This window comes from Microvirga antarctica (assembly GCF_017921815.1).
In the GTDB taxonomy this organism is placed as follows: Bacteria; Pseudomonadota; Alphaproteobacteria; order Rhizobiales; family Beijerinckiaceae; genus Microvirga; species Microvirga antarctica.
Genome location: NZ_JAGEMM010000001.1, coordinates 105046 through 125554 on the forward strand (window position 1 = coordinate 105046; position 20509 = coordinate 125554).

Genomic DNA, 20509 nt, shown 5'->3' on the forward strand with positions numbered 1-20509 from the left:
CTAGTAGGTCGATTGACGAACGCGGCGAACGCATTCACGATGGCTCAGCGCCATTCCCGCGAGACGCTCCAGGATGGAAAAGAGCCTTAAGGGGTGGCATCCCATCGCTAAGATCGGAAAGATCCGAGGGATCGTTATCGGTGTTTGGTGTGCGAGCGACGAGCACGGCAGGATGAAAGCGATGATGCTTGATCCCGGTGGCGTCTGGCATGACCTCTACGAGATAGACCATTCGGAGCCCGCTGCCCTTAGCCGAGCTATTGCCACTGCAGAGGCCGTCTACAAAGCCCTAAGGGTTGCAGCTGATGGGTGGCGGGTAGAGCCGCCGTAGCCTCGTCGTCGAACATCACGGCCGAAGCAAACGCCCCGAGGGCGCACCCTTTGCGTCGCTGTGACTTAGAAACAAGTCGCCCCGGCAACGGACTGGCCGCGCCGGGGCGTTGTGGAGGTCTCGGTCGATACGCAACGCGACCGATGGAATCAAACGGTAATCGAGCTCTGTTAAGGCTCCCTGACCGAAATTCGAACCGCTGTCCGGCAACTGCCGGATTACGCAACAAAAGCAGCGTGTCGTAGGCGTATGGTCCCTTAATCGCCGATTCTGAAGCCCCTCTTTCGAGGTAGGTCAGTGGACGTTGAGCTATGTTGCAGGCATGCAACACGCGGATGAGCCACTCGCATAGCATCTCGGGATCCTGAGGCGCCCTCTTTCATCGGCGGCCTCAATCCTGAGCCTGTCATGATCTTTACCTTCGACGAGTAGGTATCGGTCGCATTTCCGTATCTGGGAAATAGTTGTCCCACCGGGCTGCACCGGTTTTCAGATTGACCTCGATCGCGAACCACCGCGGGCGTCTACCTTGGAATATTCGCCGATACCCTCGTGAGGGTCTGCCCGGTTTCACCAGTGGATCTTGGTGCAAACGTGGTTCGATATAACCGTTTACAGATTGAGGCGTGGGCTAACGCCCTTCCTCCGAAACTGCGAGGAGCCCAAGCTTCCATGTACCAGAAATTGATGTCAGCAAACTCTGGAGTGGCAGCCGCCGAGGAGTTGGCGGCGGAGGAGCGACGCCACGCTTCGATTGAGCGGGATCGGGCTAACGCCGTGGCATCCCTGCAGCGACAACAAAAGACCAGGTAACAGCGAAAAGCCTTCGTTAGCTGCCCTGCTGACCGGCCCAACAAGTCAAAGGAGCTCTCGTTCGGGGTGGGTGCGATCGCGAAACGGCGACGAGACGCCGGTGCCGGTTTGAGGTGATCTGTTCCACGGCGAGTCTAGAAAGCAGTGATTTGTCGGTTGGAGGATAGATTTTCTAGTCAGAGACCAGTTGCTGGACACTCCAAAGGCGCTCTTGAACATCCTGTTCCAAAACCTTGAGCAGTGTCTTCCCGTCTACGGCAAGCAACTTTTGTTTCGTTCTTTCGCGAGGAATCGCGTTGTGCTCCTCGTTAACTTCGTGTTCTACGAGAGCGTCCCAGATCAACTCTTCCAAGCGCGTGAACTTCGCTTTCATTTCGGCTGGCATGAAAATTCCGTTCTTCAACAGGTATACGTTGAATTCGCGACATGAGGACCTACACTTGTCGAGGTGGTGCCAAAATATCGCTTTTTGGTAGTACTCTAGTTTGTCGTGCGACGCTCTAAGTTCTTCCCGTTGCGTGCCGGTGAGTGGGCTTCCAGCAAGAAACTCTTCAAGCTGTGGAAGGGTCATTCTGTTGACGTCAGGGTAGCTTCGGAAAGCGCTGGTGAATCCCTTAACTGAGCTGTGCGCGTCGATTAAGCGTGCCCATGCCTCTGGAACGACGTCGAATTCCCGCTCGTGAAGCTTTGTTGTCCGATCCATCAATGAGTTGATCCGAAACCGAAGTTGTTCAAGCTCTTTCTGCTGAGCGTGCTTATAGGCTTGGAGCCGTTCGTCGAATTTTGCGGTCAGCCACCGCTCACCCAAGTATCGGAAAAGGCCGTACACAATTATAGATATGCCGCCTCCTGCGACAACTATCGTTCCGGCAGCTGTGGCGAGGGTTGAAAACGCGGCTTGGGCTTGACCGAGGTAACTCATAGCGAACTTGGCTTAGCGCGTTTATACTGTAGGTTCACTGAGGAGAACAGCTTCTCAAAAATTTGGAGTGTCGCCTCTGGAATAATCTTCTCCGGAGAAGAACCCATCTTCGTCATAAACTCGCGCGCGGGTCGCGTTTTATTAAAGGTAAAACCAACATCCGCGAACGCCCCCTCATACTGCTTTACGATCCTCGGAACCTGCGGGTTTAATGTCAGCTTCTTGCCTCTTAATTCCTGCTTGTAAGTCTCACGGACGAGAGCATCGTAGACAGTAGCATCTAGCAAATCCTCCATATCAGCCTCTCGTTGGTGAGGAAGAGCCTCCGAGACAAGTATTACCGCTCGCTCATGGATCATTCTGGTTGTGACAAGTTCCTTTCGGGCCTCATGTCCGGCCTTCTCATCATCGAGCAAAATAATGACGTTAAGCTGCTGTGACGAAAGGAGCGCCACCATATAGGAGATCTTTCCGGCGCCCCCGGCCGGCGTAATCACTATCTCGGGCTCAAGCGCTATCCTGCCTAAAGATCGCAGGTGGTTGTTGATAGATGAGAGAATCCAGAAATCCGTAATTCCTTCGACCAGTAACATCGCGTTCCCGACAAACAGTGTCTGGGAGATACGATACCCCAACGCGGTCTGGAGTGGGAATAGTGTTCGGGAGTCACCCGTTGGATCATTAGTGACGGTCGTACCAGTCTTCGGCGAGATGTTTACCGTCCGAACCACACTAATGTCGTCTGGGGGCACCATAAACGGCGAGTGTGTTGTGTAGATGATCTGGTTTGGAAGATCATGCCGAAAGTGTCTTAGCAGGTCCTCCTGGGATCTCGCATGCAGATACAGCCCTGGTTCATCCAGAAGCAGAATAGCACCATCAGCATTGCCGCCATCGGTATCGGCGGCAAAGGTGATATGGAACGAAAAAAACCACCTAAATCCACGGCTCCGCTCATCAAGATTTACCTCGACGGGATAGGTCTCGTTTGGATCGGAAACGAGAGTATCGAGATGTGGACCATCGAGGTTAAAGCGCACCGTCAGTGAGCGATCCTTCCAGAGTCGGCGAATTTCACCTGTTACCAGAGCGCTTGCCCGGTTGAGGAGCTGACTACGGGTTTCATGATCTTGATTTTGACGCAAGTTATGAAGCATTTGAACTTTGAAATCGGCGACCTTGGCAAGCTTCTCGAAGTTCTCCTCCGCCGCTGTAAGCGGGGTGTTCTGCCCCCGGTTCTGAATATACTGATCGATATCCTGGTGACCACTTAACTCGGGGAAATCTGATACGTAAACAAAAAGCGGCAGCCATTCTGCGACCGCCGATCGAGCCTTTTTGTGTGCATCATCATAGGACGTGATGGTTGCAGCACGCTCCTCCAGTTCAGCAAGGGCTTCGTCGGCCCCATCACTAAGGATAACTCCAGCTCTCCCAAGTTCTGCACGAAGAGCAGAGGCGTGCTTTGTTGTATTGGTCGCCCAAGATTTCGCCAGGGTGACAACACAGCTAGCTGCTTTGAAGGCGTCCCAAGCACTCCTCGCAGCAGGGGCCTCACCTTCGCTCGCACGTCCGATTTCCGCGAGGACGACCGGATCTAGCTTTCGAATGTTGGCTTTGGCTTCTTTTTCGGTGATGGAAGGAAAGGCAGACCCAATGAGGTTGACCCAAAGCGTCGTGCCATACCACCGCCCGACCTCTACCTTTTTGATGGATTGAGCAAAACCAAGTATGTCTGTCAGTTCCGATATTTCATCTTCTGTCAAATCCCAACGCGTGGAAATCACAGGAGTTGTAGAAGTGCATTCCTCAAGTCGACGATGCCGCGGGAAGTCCTTGATAGGCGACATATCTTTCCGGCCGCCCGGAGGGTTTAGGCTTTGAAGAGCGAGGAGTAAGTTTGATTTGCCACTTTCATTCCGGCCGACGAGAGATGTTAGCTTGTCCGCTCGAACCCAGCCGCTATCTGTGACGGAACGAAAATTCTCGACCTTGAACTCTGTGAGCTTCATTTTGTGGCCCTATCCCAGCTGAGCCATAAGATGACGACGCTCATGCAGTGAGTCGAGTGGGGTCGGTGACTCGATTGTGAAATCCATCCAGGGCGGTCCTGAACTCTTCAGATCACTAACGCTTCGCGAGAACAGGGCCGCGCAGCCGCCAGAAAATCTGGATAGGCGCGTTAGATTTCAGTGGGTTGGCGTGATTTCGCCCGGATTGGATAGTTCCCAAACGAGCGCTGAGCAATGGTGCGAGGAAGAACAAACTTCCACAGGGGTGTTGCCGCCGTGTCGCGTCAAATCAGCCGTCGCCTTCTGAAATCGTTGAAAATCTGCCGAATCCCGGACGGGGCGCGTCTCCGGTCGTTCCCTCGCGCAACTAGGTGGCTGCGGCTGTCGGTTGATCTATTGCCTAGGGGAAAATCAATGCCTGACGAGACTCCGCCAACTTCCGGCGACCCAAACAAACCCGATCGGACCTGTTGAGCCTGGCTGTGGCCCTTGCCCCGGTTCGGCGAAGCTCGAGAGGAAACGGATTTTCCAAGAGGGTGACGAGCGAGCAAACGGGTGCAAGCGAAGGCGCCTGAATGACCAAAACGAGCGCGGCCTCAAGCGGTAACTAGCGGATCTAGAAGCCGGACATCACACTAAGTCACATCCTGTCGGTAAGGACGGCTATTCCTGGTAGGCAGAGGGAATGTGACTTACCCAAACTGATCAAAATGGCACTACCTATGCTTTTCGAGCTGCGGCGATGTCCACGACAACACCCGGATCCTTCGGCTCAATGAAGGTGGCCCAATCTTTCATGAGTGCCCTCCGCTTTTCCAAAGCATCGCCACGACGGTACGCGGCTTCAGTCTCATCCTTCACTACGTGAGCAAGGGCGAACTCTACCACGTCGCGAGGATAGGCCGTCGTCTCGCCTGCCCAATCTCGGAATGATGACCGAAACCCGTGGGGTGTGGCGTCCGTCACCTTTAGGCGGCGCAACTGCATTTCCATCGCCATCGTCGAAAGCGGGCGCCCCTGTCTGGAACCGGGGAATACGTAGGCGTCCGGATCATCTGACCCCGGCAGAAGCCCAACCTCCTCAAGAATCTCGACGGCTCTACCACTCAGGGGGACCCGATGCTCTCGCTCTGCCTTCATTCGGCCTTCCGGCACGGTCCAGAGCTTCGCTTTGAGGTCTACTTCGGCCCAGGTCGCACCAAGGGTCTCCCCCGATCGGGCGGCCGTGAGAATGGTGAACTCGAGTGCGCGGGCGGAAATTGACCCAACTTCCCGAAGTCTCGAGAGGAAAGCCGGAACGTCGTCGTACGGCATGGCCGGATGGTGCCGAACTTTTCGCTTGGTCCTATTGCCTAGGGCGGCCCGCATGATGGGGGTGAGGGCGGCCGGATTTTTCCCTTCCTCCCTCAGATTCTCTGCCATGGCTGAGTCGAGCACCCGCTCGATCCGACCTCGAACGCGAGAGGCGGTCTCGCGTTTCGTGTGCCAGATTGGTCGAAGAATCCCGATTACGTCTGCCGATGTGATTTCATCCACGGGCTTGTCCTTGATGGATCCGGCGTAATCGATGAGGGTGTTTCGCCATTGCTGGCGGTGCTTGGGGTTCTTCCACTCCTCGGCAAGATGGTCCATCAGGACGACGGCGACATTCCAGAAGGTCGGTTTGGCCTTCACCTTGGAGGCAGATTCCGCCATGGTGCGCTTTGCTGACTTTGCCTCCCGGCGGGAGGTGAGGGGATCGATACCCTTATCCTTCAGCGCGTCGAGAGCAACCGCCTCTGTCCGGGCGGCCCTGAGCGAAACCTTCGGATACACGCCGAGCCCCATTTCAGACCGTTTGACGCCGATCCTATAGATGAACACCCAACGCTTATTCCCTTTCGGGTCCACCCGAAGGTAGAGACAGGCGCCATCGGCATGAAGTCCCGCCTCTGTCGCGTTCTTCACGAACATATCGGTTAGGAGGTGTTTCGCCATGACTTATCCAGATGGGACCCGGCAACCAGAGCCCTAACCGAGAGGATGCGAATCGCCAGTTCCAAGTCCAACCCTAACCGAAAACCCTAACCAGTTTCTTGGCTTTTGAAAGGTCGCGGCGAACGTGCGCGAACAGAAACGGACGCTAAGCCTTCGATTTTGCGGAATTTTTGTGGATAATGGCGATCACTGGCGAACGCACTAAAATAGCGTTCTGGCGGAAGGGGTGGGATTCGAACCCACGGTGGGCTTGCACCCACGGCGGTTTTCAAGACCGCTGCCTTAAACCACTCGGCCACCCTTCCAGCACAGTGCGAGCGAGTGCCTGTCTATGGTGGGTTCACCGGCGTAGTCAACCGCAAGCTTAAGTCAGCCTCCGACAGGTTTTTGCTTCCGCAGGTCGATGGGGGTGCACGGGTGACGGAAGCAGATCGAAGCGATTCTTGAATGTGGCAGCATGTGGCTTCCGTGGGGCAGGTGTGGCTGAAAGGCGTCAGTCGGCGAAAAACAGAGGCGATGAGCGCCGCAAGCGACAGGGATCGTGAGACACGGTTAAGGCGCGCTTTCGTTTGGTTCATGAGTTCAGCCAAAACGCTGCTAAAGAATCGGTGCTTCGGCGATTAACGCCCGCTAAGTTCTTGTTCTAACGATATTTTACTCCTGCCTCATTTCTCTTTGCGGAACCGGAGGGTCGCAGCAGACAGGTGGTGGCGGGCAGAGGCCGGCAAAGGCCTTCATCGTTGACTGTTCTCGCATCTGACTTTCAAAACGTCCGTTATCCACCTGAAAAATCATCATCTTTACTATAACTGCAACCTTACGGTCGTTCCCTGGCCCTTACGTTGACAACTCCATGCCTTTCATCTCCTTTTAGCCTCTGGACGGCCACGCATGGGGCTATTCCGAAGTTGCGAAACTGGCCGTCTATTGGGCGGGCAAGGGGATGCAAACCAAGATGCTTTCAGAACGCGCCGAACCGAGAACCGGTCAGACCCGCTCCATTGCTGCCTGCCGCTGGTCCCCTCTCGTCCGCCTCGCAGGCGTTACTGCCATTGCGCTGATGGCCGCAAACTGCTCATCCAATATGCAAGGCGGCATCGACCCCAAATACGGCGTCGCGCCAAGCCCGCGTGTGGTTCGTGACGGCGACCCTGTGCCGAAGGGCGGCGGCCGCGAGCAGCTGGGAAAGCCCTATACCGTTGCGGGCCGGACCTACGTTCCGAGTGCAAACCCCAATTACAAGAGCGAGGGCCTCGCGTCCTGGTACGGATCGAATTTCCACGGGCGCCGCACCGCGAACGGGGAGGTGTTTGATCGGGGCTCGGTCGCCGCCGCCCACACGACCATGCCGCTTCCCAGCTATGCGCGGGTTACCAACGTCCAGAACGGCTACTCGATGATCGTACGCGTGAACGATCGCGGACCCTTCCACGGGAACCGGATCATCGACGTTTCCGAGCGGGCTGCCACCGCACTCGGCTTCAAGAATCAGGGCACCGCGCGTGTCCGGGTCGACTATGTCGGCCGCGCTTCGACCAATGGCAGCGACGATCGGATTCTGCTCTCCAGCTTGCGGACAGACGGGCTGCCGGCCGCGCTGACCAATACGCTGCCGACGATGCTTGCAGACGCGACGCCGCGCCCGGCCCCCATGCGCGAGGCGACTGTCGCGCGGGCTCCTGAGGCTGTCGAGCAAGCCGAGCCGGTCCAATCCTTCGCCTCCCAGCGTGTCGCCACGGCTGCCGACCCTGTGAACACGTCGATGGCCCGTTCCGCACCGCTTCCTCCGGAGCGCCCCTTTGATCTTGGGACCATTCCGAGCGCTGCTACGCCGGTCCGCGTGAGCGCCGTGTCAACGGGCGCTGGCCAGGCACGATCAACAGTAGCCGGCTTGTATTATGCTGAGACAGAGACGTCTCGGGCTATGCAGAAGGGCAGCGGGTTCGTGTCTCTTGACCGTTCGAAATTCCTGACGCGCTAGGGACAGCGTCAACTGCCAGGACCGATGCCGCAGGCGAGGGCCTGCGCAGCCTTCAACTGATATGCCGTTGAGGATATCAGGACTGTAAGGCCTCGGTTGCTGTCGGGCGCGCAGGGTTTGATTCATCGACAGTTGAAGACAGGCACCCTGCAGGAGCGGGGCGTCGTCAACTTGCGCCCTTCGTTCCCTGGCAGCTGGCCGTATTCGGCGGAAAACAAGCCCTCACTGCGGCTCGATCAACCATGCGGCGCGGATTCGCGCGCCCTCGTTCGAGGACCATTTCGGCCTCACTTGCTCGTGTGCGCCCCCCGTGTGAGCCACCGCACCGAGCTCTCTGACGTTTCCGATCTGCCAAGAAGCGTTGCCTTGAAGCGCCGCTGGCATGCTACAGATTCAAACTCTCCTAACGGAAGAGTTGGCATGTCTGGCAAGCGACGCATTTCAGGGCTTTGGACGTTGATCGGGCTAGGTTTTCTCAGCTCCGGTGTACTGGCTGCCGGAATCGCCAGCGGCGCTTCTGCCCAATCGTTTCAGACGACCGCGCCAACGGCAATTCTGATGGACGCGGACACACGGGCAGTTCTGTTCGAAAAGGGCGCCGATGATCTGGTGGCCCCGGCAAGCATGGCAAAGATCATGACGGCCGAGGTCGTCTTCAACGCCCTGAAGGCGGGTCGCCTCACCATGGACAGCGAGTTCACGATTTCGGTCAATGCGTGGAAGAAGGGCGGGGCAGGGTCCGGCGGATCGGCGATGTTCGCCAAAGTGAACACGATGGTGCGCCTGGAGGACCTCCTCCGTGGTCTGATCATCCAATCGGGAAATGATGCCGCGATCGCCATAGCGGAGGGAATCTCGGGGACGGAAGAGAACTTCGCGCGGCTGATGAACGAGCGGGCGCGCCAGATTGGCCTGACGAAATCGAATTTCCGTAACGCGACGGGCTATGGGGAGCCGGACCAGAAGGTCACGGTCCGCGACCTCGCCAAGCTCTCACTCTTCGTCATCGAAACCTATCCCGACTATTATAAAATGTTCGGCGAGCGCGAATTCACCTGGAACAAGATCCGTCAGTTGAACCGCAATCCTTTGCTGGCGATGGATATCGGCGCGGACGGCTTGAAAACCGGCAATGTCGACGAGTCGGGCTTCGGGCTTTCAGGCTCCGCGGTCCAGAACGGGCAGCGCCTCATCGTGGTCGTGAATGGCATGAAGACCGCCCGCGACCGGGCGACGGAATCGCGCAAGCTCCTTGAATGGGGGTTTCGGTCGTTCGAGCAATTCGCGCTGTTTGCGCCGGGTCAGGTCGTCGGCGAGGCACAGGTCTTCGGTGGGGACCAACGTTCCATCCCGCTTGTCGCCGAGCGACCGGTTCGTGTACTCGTTCATCGGGGAGAGGGCGACCGGCTCTCGGCCCGCATCATCTATCAGGGCCCCTTGCGGGCCCCCATCAAGAAGGGCACGCAAGTGGCCCGGATCGAAGTCAACCGCGGCGACACGAAAGCCCTCGACATGCCACTTTTCGCTAACGAGGATGTGGCAGTCGGGACCATGCGGCAGCGGGCCTTCGACGGTCTTCTGGAGATCAGCACCGGGTGGGTCCGGCGCGCGGTCTCGGACGTGTTCAGCGGGATCTGATGGCGGGAAAGTTCATAACGTTCGAAGGCGGGGAGGGCGCGGGCAAATCCACGCAGATTGCGCGCCTGAAAAGCCGTCTCGAACGCATGGGAAAGACAATCCTGGCAACACGCGAGCCCGGTGGTTCGCCCTATGCGGAGGACATCCGCGCGTTCATCCTAGCAGGGAATGCGAAGCCCCTGGGAGCCTTTGCCGAAGCCTTGCTGTTCACCGCTGCCCGGATCGATCACATCGACCACACCATCGCCCCGGCGCTGCGGGCTGAGACGCATGTACTGTGCGACCGTTTCGCCGATTCCACCCGTGCCTATCAGGGTGCGTCGGGGGAGGTGGAACCGGCGCTGATCCGGAGTCTGGAGCGCGCTGCCCTTAACGGATTGCGGCCCGATCTCACCCTCATCCTCGATCTGCCGCCGGAAACGGGGTTGGCCCGGGCGGGGGCCCGGCGCGAGACGAGGAGCGAGGAGATCGACCGGTTCGAGGCCGAAGATCTCACATTCCACCGCAAGCTTCGCGAGACGTTTCTGGCGATTGCGCGGACAGAGCCGGACAGGTGCGCGGTCATCGACGCTGACCGCTCGGCGGATGATGTGGAAGGAGCAATCTGGGAGATTGTGAGTTCCCAGTTGCCGCGCCTTGCCGGCCAGCGCGAGAGGAATGCGGATGTCGCGTGATGCAGGCGAAGCCGAGCCGGACGGATTTGCGGGGGCCCCGCACCCCCGCGAGAACTTTGCCTTTTTCGGCCACGGGGAGGGCGAGGCGGCCTTTCTCGATGGTTTGCGGGATGGGCGCCTGCACCATGCCTGGCTCATCGGCGGGCCTCAGGGGATCGGAAAAGCGACCCTTGCCTATAGGGTTGCCCGGGCTCTGCTGGACCCTGTCAAAAGCCATGATCGATCCATCCAGACCCTCGACTGTTCGCCGGATTCGCGGGTCGGCCGTCAGGTCGCGGTCCTCTCGCATCCCAATCTCGCAGTGCTTCGCCGAGCCCCGGCGACTGACAAGAAAGCCGCTACCACAACTATCCCGGTCGAGGCGGTCCGCAAGGCGCTCAGCATGTTCGGCTCGACGGCGGCCGATGGCGGCTATCGGGTCTGTATCGTCGACAGCGCCGAGGATTTGACAGTCGCCAGTGCGAACGCATTGCTGAAGGTCGTCGAGGAACCGCCCCCGCGCTCGATCTTTCTGATTGTGAGCCATGCGCCGCAACGGGTGCTTCCCACGATCCGCTCCCGTTGCCGACGGTTGCTGCTGCGGCCGCTCGGGGCGGCCGACATCGCTGCCTCGATCGACGCGATCGGGCCGCCCTGGACCGATGTGCCGGCGGCGGTCATGAACGAAGCGATGCAGCTAGGGGAGGGCTCCGTCCGGCGGACGCTCGATCTCATGGACGCCGATAAGGTCGCCTTCATCGGCCAGGTTCAGGGAATTCTCGACCGCCTGCCCGGTTCCGATCCGAAACAGGTTCTCGCACTGAGCGAGAGCCTTGCTCGACGGGATGCACAAGACAACTACGAGCTTGCCCTGGATACGGTGGAACGCTGGGTGTCTCGGCGTTTGCAGGAGGGCGCCAGCCTGGGCGCTGCCCGCCTTGCGCCGCTGGTAGAGGTGTGTGACAAGATCGCCCGGAAAGCGCGCGAGATCGACGTTTATAATCTCGACCGTCGCCCTCTCATCCTCGGACTGTTCGACGATCTGGCGGATGCCGTGCGACGAACCGCCTGATGGCTGTACGCACTCACGCCTCAGATCGACACCAAGGTTGCCCCATGGCCGACAGACAGACATTTTACATCAGCACGGCCATTTCCTATCCCAACGGCGCGCCGCATATCGGTCACGCTTATGAGATTGTCGCCTCCGATGCGGTCGCGCGCTTCAAGCGCATCGACGGATTCGACGTTTTCTTTCTGACCGGCACGGACGAGCACGGCCTCAAAATCCAGCAGACGGCGGACCGCAGCGGCACGACGCCCAAGGCGTTGGTCGACGAAATGGCGGCCAAGTTCCAGGCGATGGCCGATCGTCTCGACGCATCGTACGACCGATTCATCCGCACCACGGATTCTGACCATCTGGCCGCCACCCAGGAGCTGTGGCGCAGGATGGAGGAGCGGGGCGACATCTATCTGTCGAAGTATTCCGGCTGGTACTCTGTCCGGGACGAAGCCTATTACGACGAGGCCGAGTTGGCCCGGCAGCCTGACGGGAGCTTCCGCGCTCCAAGCGGCACACCGGTCGAATGGATCGAGGAAGAGAGCTACTTCTTCCGCCTCTCGGCCTATCAGGACAGGCTGCTCCAACATTACGAGGACAATCCCGATTTCATCAGCCCACCCACGCGCCGCAATGAAATCGTCAGCTTCGTTCGCTCCGGCCTGCAGGACCTGTCAATCAGCCGTACGACCTTCAACTGGGGCCTGCCGGTTCCCAACGACCCCAGGCATGTCATGTATGTGTGGGTCGACGCGCTCACAAACTATCTGACGGGTTGCGGCTTTCCTGACGAGACGTCTGAGCGGTGGCGCTACTGGCCGGCGGACGTCCACATTATCGGCAAGGACATCGTCCGCTTTCACACGGTGTACTGGCCCGCCTTCCTGTTGTCGGCCGGCTTGCCGCTTCCCAAGCGGGTGTTCGGCCACGGGTTTTTGTTCAACCGCGGCGAGAAGATGTCGAAGTCGGTTGGCAACGTCATCGACCCGTTCACCCTGGCCGACACCTATGGGGTCGACCAGCTACGGTATTTCTTCATGCGAGAAGTGCCCTTCGGTCAGGACGGAAATTATTCTCATGAGGCGATCGTCAACCGGATCAACGCGGATCTCGCCAACGACCTTGGAAATCTGGCTCAGCGCTCCCTGTCGATGATCGCGAAGAATTGCGAAGCAGCGGTGCCGCAGCCAGGGGCCTTTACCCAGGCCGACCAGGATATGCTGTGGCTGGCGGATGGATTGCCCGCGAAGGCGAGGGCGGCTGTGGCGGATTACGCGCTCCACACCGCGCTTTCGGAGATCTGGGCGGTGGTCGCGGATGCCAACCGCTATTTTGCCGCCCACGAACCGTGGAAGCTTCGCAAGGATGATCCGGTCCGGATGGCGACGGTGCTGTACGTGACAGCCGAGGTTCTGCGGGCGGTTGGCATCCTGGCCCAGCCCTTCATGCCAAGTTCGGCCAGCAAGCTCCTGGATCTCCTGGCGATCGCGCCTGAGGATCGAATGCTGGTGCGCGTCGGGCCCGACCACCGGCTTGTCCCCGGGCAGAGCCTTCCGCAACCGCAACCGATCTTCCCGCGTTACATCGAGGCAGAGGCCTAGACGCTTCCGCACGACGCGGCCCGCGCCCTTCAGCGAAAGCACAGATGTTCACAACCTTCATGTTCGCCACCGGGATCGAGAACAGCATCCCGACCATCAATAACGGCCGCACCCGCATCGACGAGATGGAAAAGTGCGGCCACTACAAGCTCTGGCAGAAGGATTTCTCGCTCCTCGCTGAGCTCGACATCCAGGTCCTGCGCTACGGACCGCCGCTTCACACGACCCTCGTCGGCCCCGGCCGCTATGACTGGTCTTTCGCCGACATGACCTTCGCGGAGCTGAAACGGCTCAACGTGATCCCCATCGTCGACCTTTGCCATTTCGGCGTCCCTGACTGGCTGGGCAATTTCCAGAACCCTGATTTTCCCCAGATTTTCGCCGATTATGCGAAGGCGTTCGCGATCCGGTTTCCATGGGTCCAGCTTTATACGCCGATCAACGAGATGTACGTCTGCGCGCTCTTTTCCGCGTCCTATGGATGGTGGAACGAGCAATTGCGGTCGGACACCGCCTTCGTGACGGCGCTCAAGCATCTGGTCAAAGCCAATGTTCTGGCGATGGAGAAGATCCTCGAGGTCCGCCCCGATGCGATCTTTGTCCAGAGTGAGTCGTCCGAATACTTCCACGCCGAGAATCCCGCTGCGATCCAACCCGCCGAGGTCATGAATTCCAAGAGGTTCTTGTCGCTCGACCTGAATTACGGGCGGCGGGTGGATTCGGAGATGTACGAATTTCTGATGGATAACGGCATGAGCCGTAGCGAGTATCATTTCTTTCTTGATCGCTCGTCCCTGCGGCACCACTGCATCATGGGCAACGACTACTACGTCACCAACGAGCACCGGGTTGCCGCCAACGGGTCCACGGTCGCGGCGGGCGATATCTTCGGCTACGACGAGATCACGCGGCAATACTACGACCGCTACATGTTGCCGGTGATGCATACGGAGACCAACTTCATGGAAGGTCCCAATGGCGACGAGGCGGTCAACTGGTTGTGGAAGAACTGGGCGAACGTTCTGCGGGTCCGCAATACCGGCGTGCCGATCATGGGATTCACCTGGTATTCGCTGACCGACCAGATCGACTGGGACACCGCTCTCCGCGAGGAAAATAACCGCGTCTGCCCGGTGGGACTGTACGATCTCGATCGGAACATCCGGCCGGTCGGCCGATCCTACAAGCAACTCATCGCAGATTGGGGCGACGTGCTGCCGGCCCAGAGCGTCTGCCTGACGCTTCCGCTGATCCTTCCCCAGGAATACCAAGCGCCGCTGCCGTTGCGTCACCAGGAGCAGGTCCTCGAGCGTATCTGCAAAACCACGAAGGACGACATCCATAAGGCAGCAGGCTGACGGGACGGTGGACGGCGCGGTCGGATCGGTCTTATGAAGGCGAGGGCGGGTGCTCCGTCGACAGAGGAGGGGCTTCCGCGCATGTTGGTCGACAGCCATTGCCATCTCGATTTTCCGGATCTGTTCGACCGCCTTCCCGCGGTGCTTGACGCTTCGGCAGCAGCAGGCGTCGGCAGGATGGTGTCGATCTCGACCTACGTGGCGCGGTATGACGTCTATCGCGCGCTGGCCGATACCCACAGTGAGATCTTCTTCACGATCGGCACACACCCGCACAACGCCGCCAGCGAGCCGGACATCCCCGCTGACCGGCTGGTAGACCTTTCCCGCCACCCGCGTTGCATCGCCATCGGCGAGGCCGGGCTCGATTACCATTACGACAAGAGTCCGCGCGATGTGCAACGTCAGGTGTTCCGGACCCATATCGCGGCCGCGCGTGCGGCCGGCCTTCCGCTGATCATCCATGCGCGCAACGCCGACGATGACATGATCGAGATCCTGACCGACGAGATGGGGCGAGGGCGATTCGACGCGGTTCTGCACTGCTTCTCGTCTGGCGCGCGCCTCGCCGCCGTGGGAGTCGATCTCGGTCTCTACGTGTCCTTCTCGGGGATCCTGACCTTCAAGAACTCCGAGGATATCCGCGCGGTGGCAGCTTCCGTCCCCACAGACCGGCTTCTGGTGGAAACCGACGCGCCCTATCTCGCGCCGATGCCTTATCGGGGCAAGACCAACGAGCCTGCTTATGTCGCTCAGACGGCCCGCGTTCTCGGCGAGGTGACGGGCGTCAGCGAGGCTGAAATCGCCCGCATCACCACGGCGAATTTCTACCGGCTCTTTGCCAAGGCACGCGCGATCGACGCAGCCACCGGATGGGCGGCGGCCTCATGACAACCCATGTGACGATCCTGGGGTGCGGATCATCGGGCGGGGTCCCGAGGGTCGGCGGCGGATGGGGGGCGTGTGATCCCGAAAACCCCCGCAACCGACGTCGTCGCTGCTCCATTCTGGTGCAGGAGAAGAATGGGGGCGGGACCACCAATGTGCTCGTCGACACCTCGCCTGATCTTCGCGAACAACTGCTGGAGGCCGGGACCTCCCATCTCGATGGCGTGCTGTTCACGCATTCGCACGCCGACCACGTCCACGGGATCGATGACCTTCGGCCACTGGTGATCACCATGCGTCGCAAGATCCCGGTTTACGCGGACCGCATGACGAGCGAACTCCTGCTCGCGCGGTTCGGCTATTGCTTCGAGTCGCCGGCGGGAAGCGGCTACCCGCCGATCCTCGAGGCGCACCGCCTCGACAATGGCGCTCCCACAACATTGTCGGGCGCTGGCGGACCCATTACGGCAACGCCATTCCGCATGGTGCACGGCGATCTCGATGCCTATGGCTTCCGGATCGGCCGGTTCGCCTATGCGCCCGACGTCAGCGAAATGCCGGCCCACAGCGTGGAGATGCTGCGCGACCTCGACATCCTCGTGCTGGATGCCTTGCGTTATACGCCACATCCGACCCATTTCTCTGTCGAGGAAGCCCTGGACCTGATTGCGGATGTCAAGCCGCGCCGCGCCATTCTCACGAATCTCCACACAGACCTCGACTTCGAGACCCTCCGGGCGCAACTCCCGGCAAATGTCGAGCCTGCCTATGACGGCCTGCAATTCGCGACGATCTGAGAACCTGTCCCGGGCGGTTCGCCAGGCGGCAGCGAGCGTCGGTGGAGCAACGGAATGTCATAAAGCGGCTCGGACGCGATGTGAGAACACGGCACCGCGAAGGGTGCAAATTGATAACCTATTCCACTGATTGAGCAATTTAAGTTCCATAATATATCTTATGCGAAATATGGATGGTCCAAGTTCTTCTGGATAAGTCCGCGCCTATCCTGACTCCCCGGTTCCCAGATGGCATAAGGCCGGCATGAGATTTGTGAGACGCGTCCTGGGGCATCGCGCGGCCGGAGGCTTTGCGGCCGCCGCGTTTGCGTATCTCCTGATGTTCCAGGGATTGGCGGGCGCCCTCGCCCAAGGCCGCGTGGTGGGTCTGCCGATGGATGTCGGCACGCTCTGTATTCCCTCGGCTGATCCTGCCGCCGGCCCAGCCGCGCCGGGTGACGGAGAGCGTCACACACTCTGCGCAATCGTCTGCCAGCTTTCCGGCGCGCACGTTGCGGCGCTTCCTGCCCATGCACCGACCTTTGGCATCCAGCGGGCACCGCAGGCATCCTGGCCTGCCCGTCTGGTGACGGCGCCGGCTACGCGGCATTTGCCGCTCCATGTGGCGGAAGCCCGAGCGCCGCCCCGCATCGGCTGATCTCTGCCTCCGAAATCACCGGCTGCCTTTGCGCGGCCCGTTTCATGGCGCGTCCTCCGACGCTTATCCGAGCAATCATCATGTCTGACCAAACCCTGAGCCTGGGTCGCGCTGGCGCGCGCGCTCAAAGCGGATCGTCCGATCTCTATCGTGCCGTCTGGCGCTGGCACTTCTATGCAGGCCTTCTTGTCCTGCCATTCCTGATTACGCTTGCCCTCACCGGCGCTCTCTACCTGTTCCGCGACGAGATCGACGCGGTCGTGCACGCCGACCTCAAGCGGGTCGCCGTCACAGAAGGCGCCAGCCGGATCGCCCCCTCCACGATGGTCTCCGCGGCGCTGTCGGCCCATCCGGGCAAAGCGGTCAAATACACCGATCCGCCGACGCCCGGATCGTCAGCAGAGGTCACCGTTGCTGCCGCGACGGGCCAACGCCTTGCGGTCTATATCAATCCGTACGATGGCCGGGTCCTGGGGTCTCTTCCCGACCGGGGCACGGTCATGTGGACCGTTCGCACTCTCCACAGCCTCAAGTATTTTGGTCCTGTCGCCCGCGGTGCCATCGAGATCGCCGGAGGCTGGGCCATCCTTCTGGTCGGGACGGGGATTTACCTTTGGTGGCCGCGAAGGCAGGGCGGCGGCGTGGTGTCTGTGCGCGGCACCCCCAAACGTCGGGTTTTCTGGCGCGATACACACGCGGTCACGGGCGTTTTCGTCGGCTTTTTTATCGTCTTCCTGGCGGTCACTGGCATGCCCTGGTCCGGGGTATGGGGCGAGAAGGTGAACGAATGGGCGAACGGGACCAATTTTGGCTATCCCACCGGGGTCTATGTAGGGGTTCCCATGTCGGACGATACGCTCAGGCAGACCGGGCCCAAGACGTGGTCGCTGGAGCAGGCGCGGTTGCCCGAATCCGCCACCCCTGCCCGCCCGACCGATCCTGTCGGCCTTGACGCGGCCGTTGCGGCCTTCGGTCGGATGGGGCTGCACGCGGGCTTTGCCGTGAGCCTGCCAACCAAGCCGAAAGGAGTTTATACGGGTACCGTCTATCCTGACGACCTCGCGCAACAGCGCGTGGTGCACCTCGACCAATATACCGGCAAGCCCCTGCTGGACATGAGCTATGCGGATTACGGGCCGGTGGCGAAATGGCTGGAATTTGGCATCAACGTCCATATGGGACAGCAGTTCGGGCTTGCAAACCAGCTCTTCCTGCTGGTGGTCTGCGCCGCCATCGTGCTGCTGGCGGCCTCGGCGGCCGTCATGTGGTGGAAGCGACGCCCGGCGGGCTCATTGGGCGTGCCGCCCGCCCCTTACGATCCGCGCGTGATGAAGGGAGTGATCGCGATCCTGTTCATCGGCGGTATCCTGTTCCCGCTCGTCGGAGCCTCGTTGATCGTGATGGTGATCCTTGACCTCACGTTGGCTGCGAGACGTCGGGAAAAAGCGGCCTGAATTTGCGGAATGCCGCCTCGGAAGGCTCTGCTCGTTCGCGTAGCAGAGCCCTCCGAGCCGCGGGGCCGTTGCGGCCAGAAGCTCAGTCTTTGTGGCTACAACGCCCCTGTCAGGTAAAGCAGAGTGCCCAATGTCGAGCATGCCGCGATCGTCTGGAGCACGCCTGCCTTATACCGGAAGATGGCAACCATGGCCCCAAGGGACAACGCCAGCGTCCAGCCGTTGAGGCTCGCAAGGACGGGCGCGTCGAAGCGGAACAGACCCCATTCGAGCAATCGTGTCTCTTCGAAGAGGGTATGAACGGCGAACCAGACCGCGAGGTTCAGGATCACCCCCACGACGGCGGCGGTCACGGCTGACAAGGCCGCGGTCAGGATCGTGTTGTTGCGGAGGTTCTCCATGAACGGCGCGCCGATGAAGATCCACAGGAAGCACGGCGCGAACGTGACCCAGGTGGCGAGCAGGCCGCCCATGCTGCCGGCGAGAAGGGGCGGCAGGGCTCCGGGATCACGGAAGGCTGCCATGAACCCCACGAATTGCAGCACCATGATCAGCGGCCCTGGCGTCGTCTCTGCCATCCCGAGGCCGTCAAGCATTTCGCCCGGGCGAAGCCAGCCGTAATGGTCGACCGCCTGCTGGGCCACGTAGGCCAGCACGGCATAGGCGCCACCGAAGGTGACCATCGCCATCTTCGAGAAGAAGATCGCGATCTGGCTGAACACGTCAGCCGAACCGAGGATGGCGGCGGTTGCCAGCACCGGCACGAGCCAGAGCGGCAGCCAGATCGCGGCTGTTTTCAGGACGCCACGTGTTGTCGGACGGGCATGGGCCGGGAGATGCGCCCCAAGCAGGCTGTCGGCGTCGCTCAAGCCGGCATGCGCCTGCCCCGGCCGGTCGATCGCAAAATGGGTCATCCCTGCCCGTGTGCCGCCCGCACCCGCCAGACCCGCCGCCACGATGATGACGGGAAACGGAACGTGGAAGAAGTAGATCGACAGGAAGGCGGCTGCCGCAACCCCGATGAGCACCCGGTTGCGCAGGGCGCGTTTGCCGATCCGCAACATCGCCTCCAGCACAATAGCGAGAACGGCGGCTTTCAGCCCGAAGAACAGCGCGGCAACGAAGCCCACGCTGCCGAACAGCGCGTAGATCCAGCTCAGCCCCATGATCGCCACGATGCCCGGGAGGATGAACAATCCGCCCGCGATCAGCCCGCCCCGGGTACCGTGCATCAGCCAGCCGATATAAGTCGCGAGCTGCTGGGCCTCTGGGCCTGGCAGGAGCATGCAATAGTTCAGCGCATGGAGGAAACGGCTCTCGGAAATCCAGCGCCTTTCATCCACAATGATGCGGTGCATCACGGCGATCTGGCCCGCCGGGCCACCGAAACTGAGCAGCGCAACCCGCGCCCAGACGCGGGACGCCTCCCTCAAACTCACACCATGCGTGGGAGGGCCGACCGCGGCTTTTTTCTGAAGCAGGTTCGGGTCGTCCATCTCAGTCTCGAGGCTTTCTGACAGGCCAGTGATGGGTTTCGTCCGTGGCGTCGCGGCACCAGCGGTAGAACGCGTCATAGAGCGCGATCCCGGCCTCGAGCTGGGGAAGGTCGTCTGCGTACATCCGTGACAGCCCAAGCGACGCGGCGAGCAAACCGGCCGCTTCCGGCGCGAGTTCGGGCTGCGCCGTATCCGCCCCGCGGACGATCGTTGCCAGTCGCAGGAGAGGCTCCGTTCCGAGGCCAAACTCATCGACCATGACGTCGAACGTGCACAGCGCCCCCCGGTGGCTCCAGAACACGCCCTCGCCTTCAATGTCGAAGGGCGCCGCCCCAAAGCGTAACGCGACCTCGCGAACCTCCGACGGGCTGACGAAGAGGAAGACCGCCGCGGGATCGACGAACCGCCGGATCAGCCACGGGCATGCGATCCGGTCGACTTTTGGGCGAGAGCGCGTGACCCAGAGTGATCGGCCGCGCTTGTCATGTGGCGGGATTTTGTCGGCCGGGACCATGGGCAGTTTTGCCGTAGACCAGGCCAATGCGCCGCCCTCGAGAGTTTCGGCAAGGGCCCCGGCATGGCGAAGCCAGGCCGCGACGCCCTGGCTGAGCTTCAGTCCTTTCTGGCAGATGACGACGACCGGGCGGCCCGTGAAGTCTGGCGCCCAGTCGGATGCGTCGGACCAGGAGCGCCGGAAGGACCCCGGGATCAGGCGCGGATCGGCCGCGAAATCCTCATCCGTTCGGACGTCCATGAGGATCGGACAGCCGGGCGTGCCAACCAGACGCGCAAGTTTGTCAGGAGATATGGTGTTGATCGACGACATGATGCGTCCTCTCGAGAAACAGGACGCGATTCTTGGGCATGTCGCCTCGTGGGGAGATCGCG

General features: G+C 60.5%; 15 protein-coding genes and 1 tRNA gene. 10 read left to right on the forward strand and 6 right to left on the reverse strand.

Annotation, left to right across the window (positions count from 1 at the left end):
- Positions 1–1316: 1316 nt before the first annotated feature.
- The 4 genes from J4G32_RS00605 to J4G32_RS00620 all read right to left on the reverse strand — a co-directional run bounded on the left by J4G32_RS00605 (position 1317) and on the right by J4G32_RS00620 (position 6360).
- Positions 1317–2066: a hypothetical protein gene (locus J4G32_RS00605; RefSeq protein WP_210482929.1), complete on the reverse strand. Its 750-nt coding sequence runs from the start codon at positions 2064–2066 to the stop codon at positions 1317–1319.
- Positions 2063–4078, reverse strand: a complete 2016-nt coding sequence (locus tag J4G32_RS00610; protein WP_210482931.1) for an AAA family ATPase — start codon at positions 4076–4078, stop codon at positions 2063–2065. Before J4G32_RS00610 ends, J4G32_RS00605 begins: the two co-directional genes overlap by 4 nt.
- Positions 4079–4798: 720 nt before the next feature.
- Positions 4799–6055 carry a tyrosine-type recombinase/integrase gene (locus J4G32_RS00615; RefSeq protein WP_210482933.1) on the reverse strand — a complete coding sequence of 419 codons (1257 nt, stop codon included), beginning with the start codon at positions 6053–6055 and terminating at the stop codon, positions 4799–4801.
- A gap of 215 nt (positions 6056–6270) precedes the next feature.
- Positions 6271–6360, reverse strand: a tRNA-Ser gene (locus tag J4G32_RS00620).
- A gap of 650 nt (positions 6361–7010) precedes the next feature.
- On the opposite strand from J4G32_RS00620, the gene J4G32_RS00625 reads away from it, so the two are divergent.
- The 10 genes from J4G32_RS00625 to J4G32_RS00670 all read left to right on the forward strand — a co-directional run bounded on the left by J4G32_RS00625 (position 7011) and on the right by J4G32_RS00670 (position 18125).
- Complete coding sequence (locus tag J4G32_RS00625) at positions 7011–8036, forward strand: septal ring lytic transglycosylase RlpA family protein (protein ID WP_210482935.1); 1026 nt, start codon at positions 7011–7013, stop codon at positions 8034–8036.
- A gap of 420 nt (positions 8037–8456) precedes the next feature.
- Entirely contained in the window at positions 8457–9674 is a 1218-nt protein-coding gene (locus J4G32_RS00630; RefSeq protein ID WP_210482937.1) for a D-alanyl-D-alanine carboxypeptidase family protein, read from the forward strand.
- A complete protein-coding gene (gene tmk / locus J4G32_RS00635; protein WP_210482939.1) occupies positions 9674–10348 on the forward strand; it encodes a dTMP kinase in 675 nt (224 codons plus the stop codon). Before J4G32_RS00630 ends, tmk begins: the two co-directional genes overlap by 1 nt.
- Complete coding sequence (locus tag J4G32_RS00640; RefSeq protein ID WP_210482941.1) at positions 10338–11399, forward strand: DNA polymerase III subunit delta'; 1062 nt, start codon at positions 10338–10340, stop codon at positions 11397–11399. Before tmk ends, J4G32_RS00640 begins: the two co-directional genes overlap by 11 nt.
- A gap of 44 nt (positions 11400–11443) precedes the next feature.
- On the forward strand, positions 11444–12991 hold the full coding sequence (metG, locus tag J4G32_RS00645) for a methionine--tRNA ligase (RefSeq protein WP_210482943.1): 1548 nt from the start codon (positions 11444–11446) through the stop codon (positions 12989–12991).
- 44 nt (positions 12992–13035) lie between these two features.
- Positions 13036–14349: a family 1 glycosylhydrolase gene (locus J4G32_RS00650; protein WP_210482951.1), complete on the forward strand. Its 1314-nt coding sequence runs from the start codon at positions 13036–13038 to the stop codon at positions 14347–14349.
- A gap of 81 nt (positions 14350–14430) precedes the next feature.
- Positions 14431–15240 (forward strand): TatD family hydrolase, encoded by an 810-nt coding sequence (locus tag J4G32_RS00655; RefSeq protein ID WP_210482953.1) that lies wholly within the window; start codon positions 14431–14433, stop codon positions 15238–15240.
- Positions 15237–16034 carry an MBL fold metallo-hydrolase gene (locus J4G32_RS00660; RefSeq protein ID WP_210482955.1) on the forward strand — a complete coding sequence of 266 codons (798 nt, stop codon included), beginning with the start codon at positions 15237–15239 and terminating at the stop codon, positions 16032–16034. Before J4G32_RS00655 ends, J4G32_RS00660 begins: the two co-directional genes overlap by 4 nt.
- A gap of 244 nt (positions 16035–16278) precedes the next feature.
- Positions 16279–16671: a hypothetical protein gene (locus J4G32_RS00665; RefSeq protein ID WP_210482957.1), complete on the forward strand. Its 393-nt coding sequence runs from the start codon at positions 16279–16281 to the stop codon at positions 16669–16671.
- Between the two features lie 80 nt (positions 16672–16751).
- A complete protein-coding gene (locus J4G32_RS00670) occupies positions 16752–18125 on the forward strand; it encodes a PepSY-associated TM helix domain-containing protein (protein WP_210482967.1) in 1374 nt (457 codons plus the stop codon).
- A gap of 95 nt (positions 18126–18220) precedes the next feature.
- On the opposite strand, the gene chrA is transcribed toward J4G32_RS00670, so the two are convergent.
- Both chrA and J4G32_RS00680 read right to left on the reverse strand, forming a co-directional pair.
- Positions 18221–19621 (reverse strand): chromate efflux transporter, encoded by a 1401-nt coding sequence (gene chrA / locus J4G32_RS00675; RefSeq protein WP_210485439.1) that lies wholly within the window; start codon positions 19619–19621, stop codon positions 18221–18223.
- A 1-nt stretch (position 19622) separates the two neighbouring features.
- Positions 19623–20447 (reverse strand): chromate resistance protein ChrB domain-containing protein, encoded by an 825-nt coding sequence (locus J4G32_RS00680; protein WP_210482970.1) that lies wholly within the window; start codon positions 20445–20447, stop codon positions 19623–19625.
- Positions 20448–20509: the final 62 nt, after the last annotated feature.

Excerpts from the sequence above, each read along its gene's own strand:
- J4G32_RS00630 (WP_210482937.1), top strand. The coding sequence starts at position 8,457 with ATGTCTGGCAAGCGACGCATTTCAGGGCTTTGGACGTTGATCGGGCTA.
- J4G32_RS00665 (WP_210482957.1), top strand. The coding sequence starts at position 16,279 with ATGAGATTTGTGAGACGCGTCCTGGGGCATCGCGCGGCCGGAGGCTTT.
- J4G32_RS00615 (WP_210482933.1), bottom strand. The coding sequence starts at position 6,055 with ATGGCGAAACACCTCCTAACCGATATGTTCGTGAAGAACGCGACAGAG.
- chrA (WP_210485439.1), bottom strand. The coding sequence starts at position 19,621 with ATGGACGACCCGAACCTGCTTCAGAAAAAAGCCGCGGTCGGCCCTCCC.
- J4G32_RS00605 (WP_210482929.1), bottom strand. The coding sequence starts at position 2,066 with ATGAGTTACCTCGGTCAAGCCCAAGCCGCGTTTTCAACCCTCGCCACA.
- tmk (WP_210482939.1), top strand. The coding sequence starts at position 9,674 with ATGGCGGGAAAGTTCATAACGTTCGAAGGCGGGGAGGGCGCGGGCAAA.
- J4G32_RS00640 (WP_210482941.1), top strand. The coding sequence starts at position 10,338 with ATGTCGCGTGATGCAGGCGAAGCCGAGCCGGACGGATTTGCGGGGGCC.
- J4G32_RS00670 (WP_210482967.1), top strand. The coding sequence starts at position 16,752 with ATGTCTGACCAAACCCTGAGCCTGGGTCGCGCTGGCGCGCGCGCTCAA.
- J4G32_RS00660 (WP_210482955.1), top strand. The coding sequence starts at position 15,237 with ATGACAACCCATGTGACGATCCTGGGGTGCGGATCATCGGGCGGGGTC.
- J4G32_RS00625 (WP_210482935.1), top strand. The coding sequence starts at position 7,011 with ATGCTTTCAGAACGCGCCGAACCGAGAACCGGTCAGACCCGCTCCATT.
- J4G32_RS00680 (WP_210482970.1), bottom strand. The coding sequence starts at position 20,447 with ATGTCGTCGATCAACACCATATCTCCTGACAAACTTGCGCGTCTGGTT.
- metG (WP_210482943.1), top strand. The coding sequence starts at position 11,444 with ATGGCCGACAGACAGACATTTTACATCAGCACGGCCATTTCCTATCCC.
- J4G32_RS00650 (WP_210482951.1), top strand. The coding sequence starts at position 13,036 with ATGTTCACAACCTTCATGTTCGCCACCGGGATCGAGAACAGCATCCCG.
- J4G32_RS00610 (WP_210482931.1), bottom strand. The coding sequence starts at position 4,078 with ATGAAGCTCACAGAGTTCAAGGTCGAGAATTTTCGTTCCGTCACAGAT.
- J4G32_RS00655 (WP_210482953.1), top strand. The coding sequence starts at position 14,431 with ATGTTGGTCGACAGCCATTGCCATCTCGATTTTCCGGATCTGTTCGAC.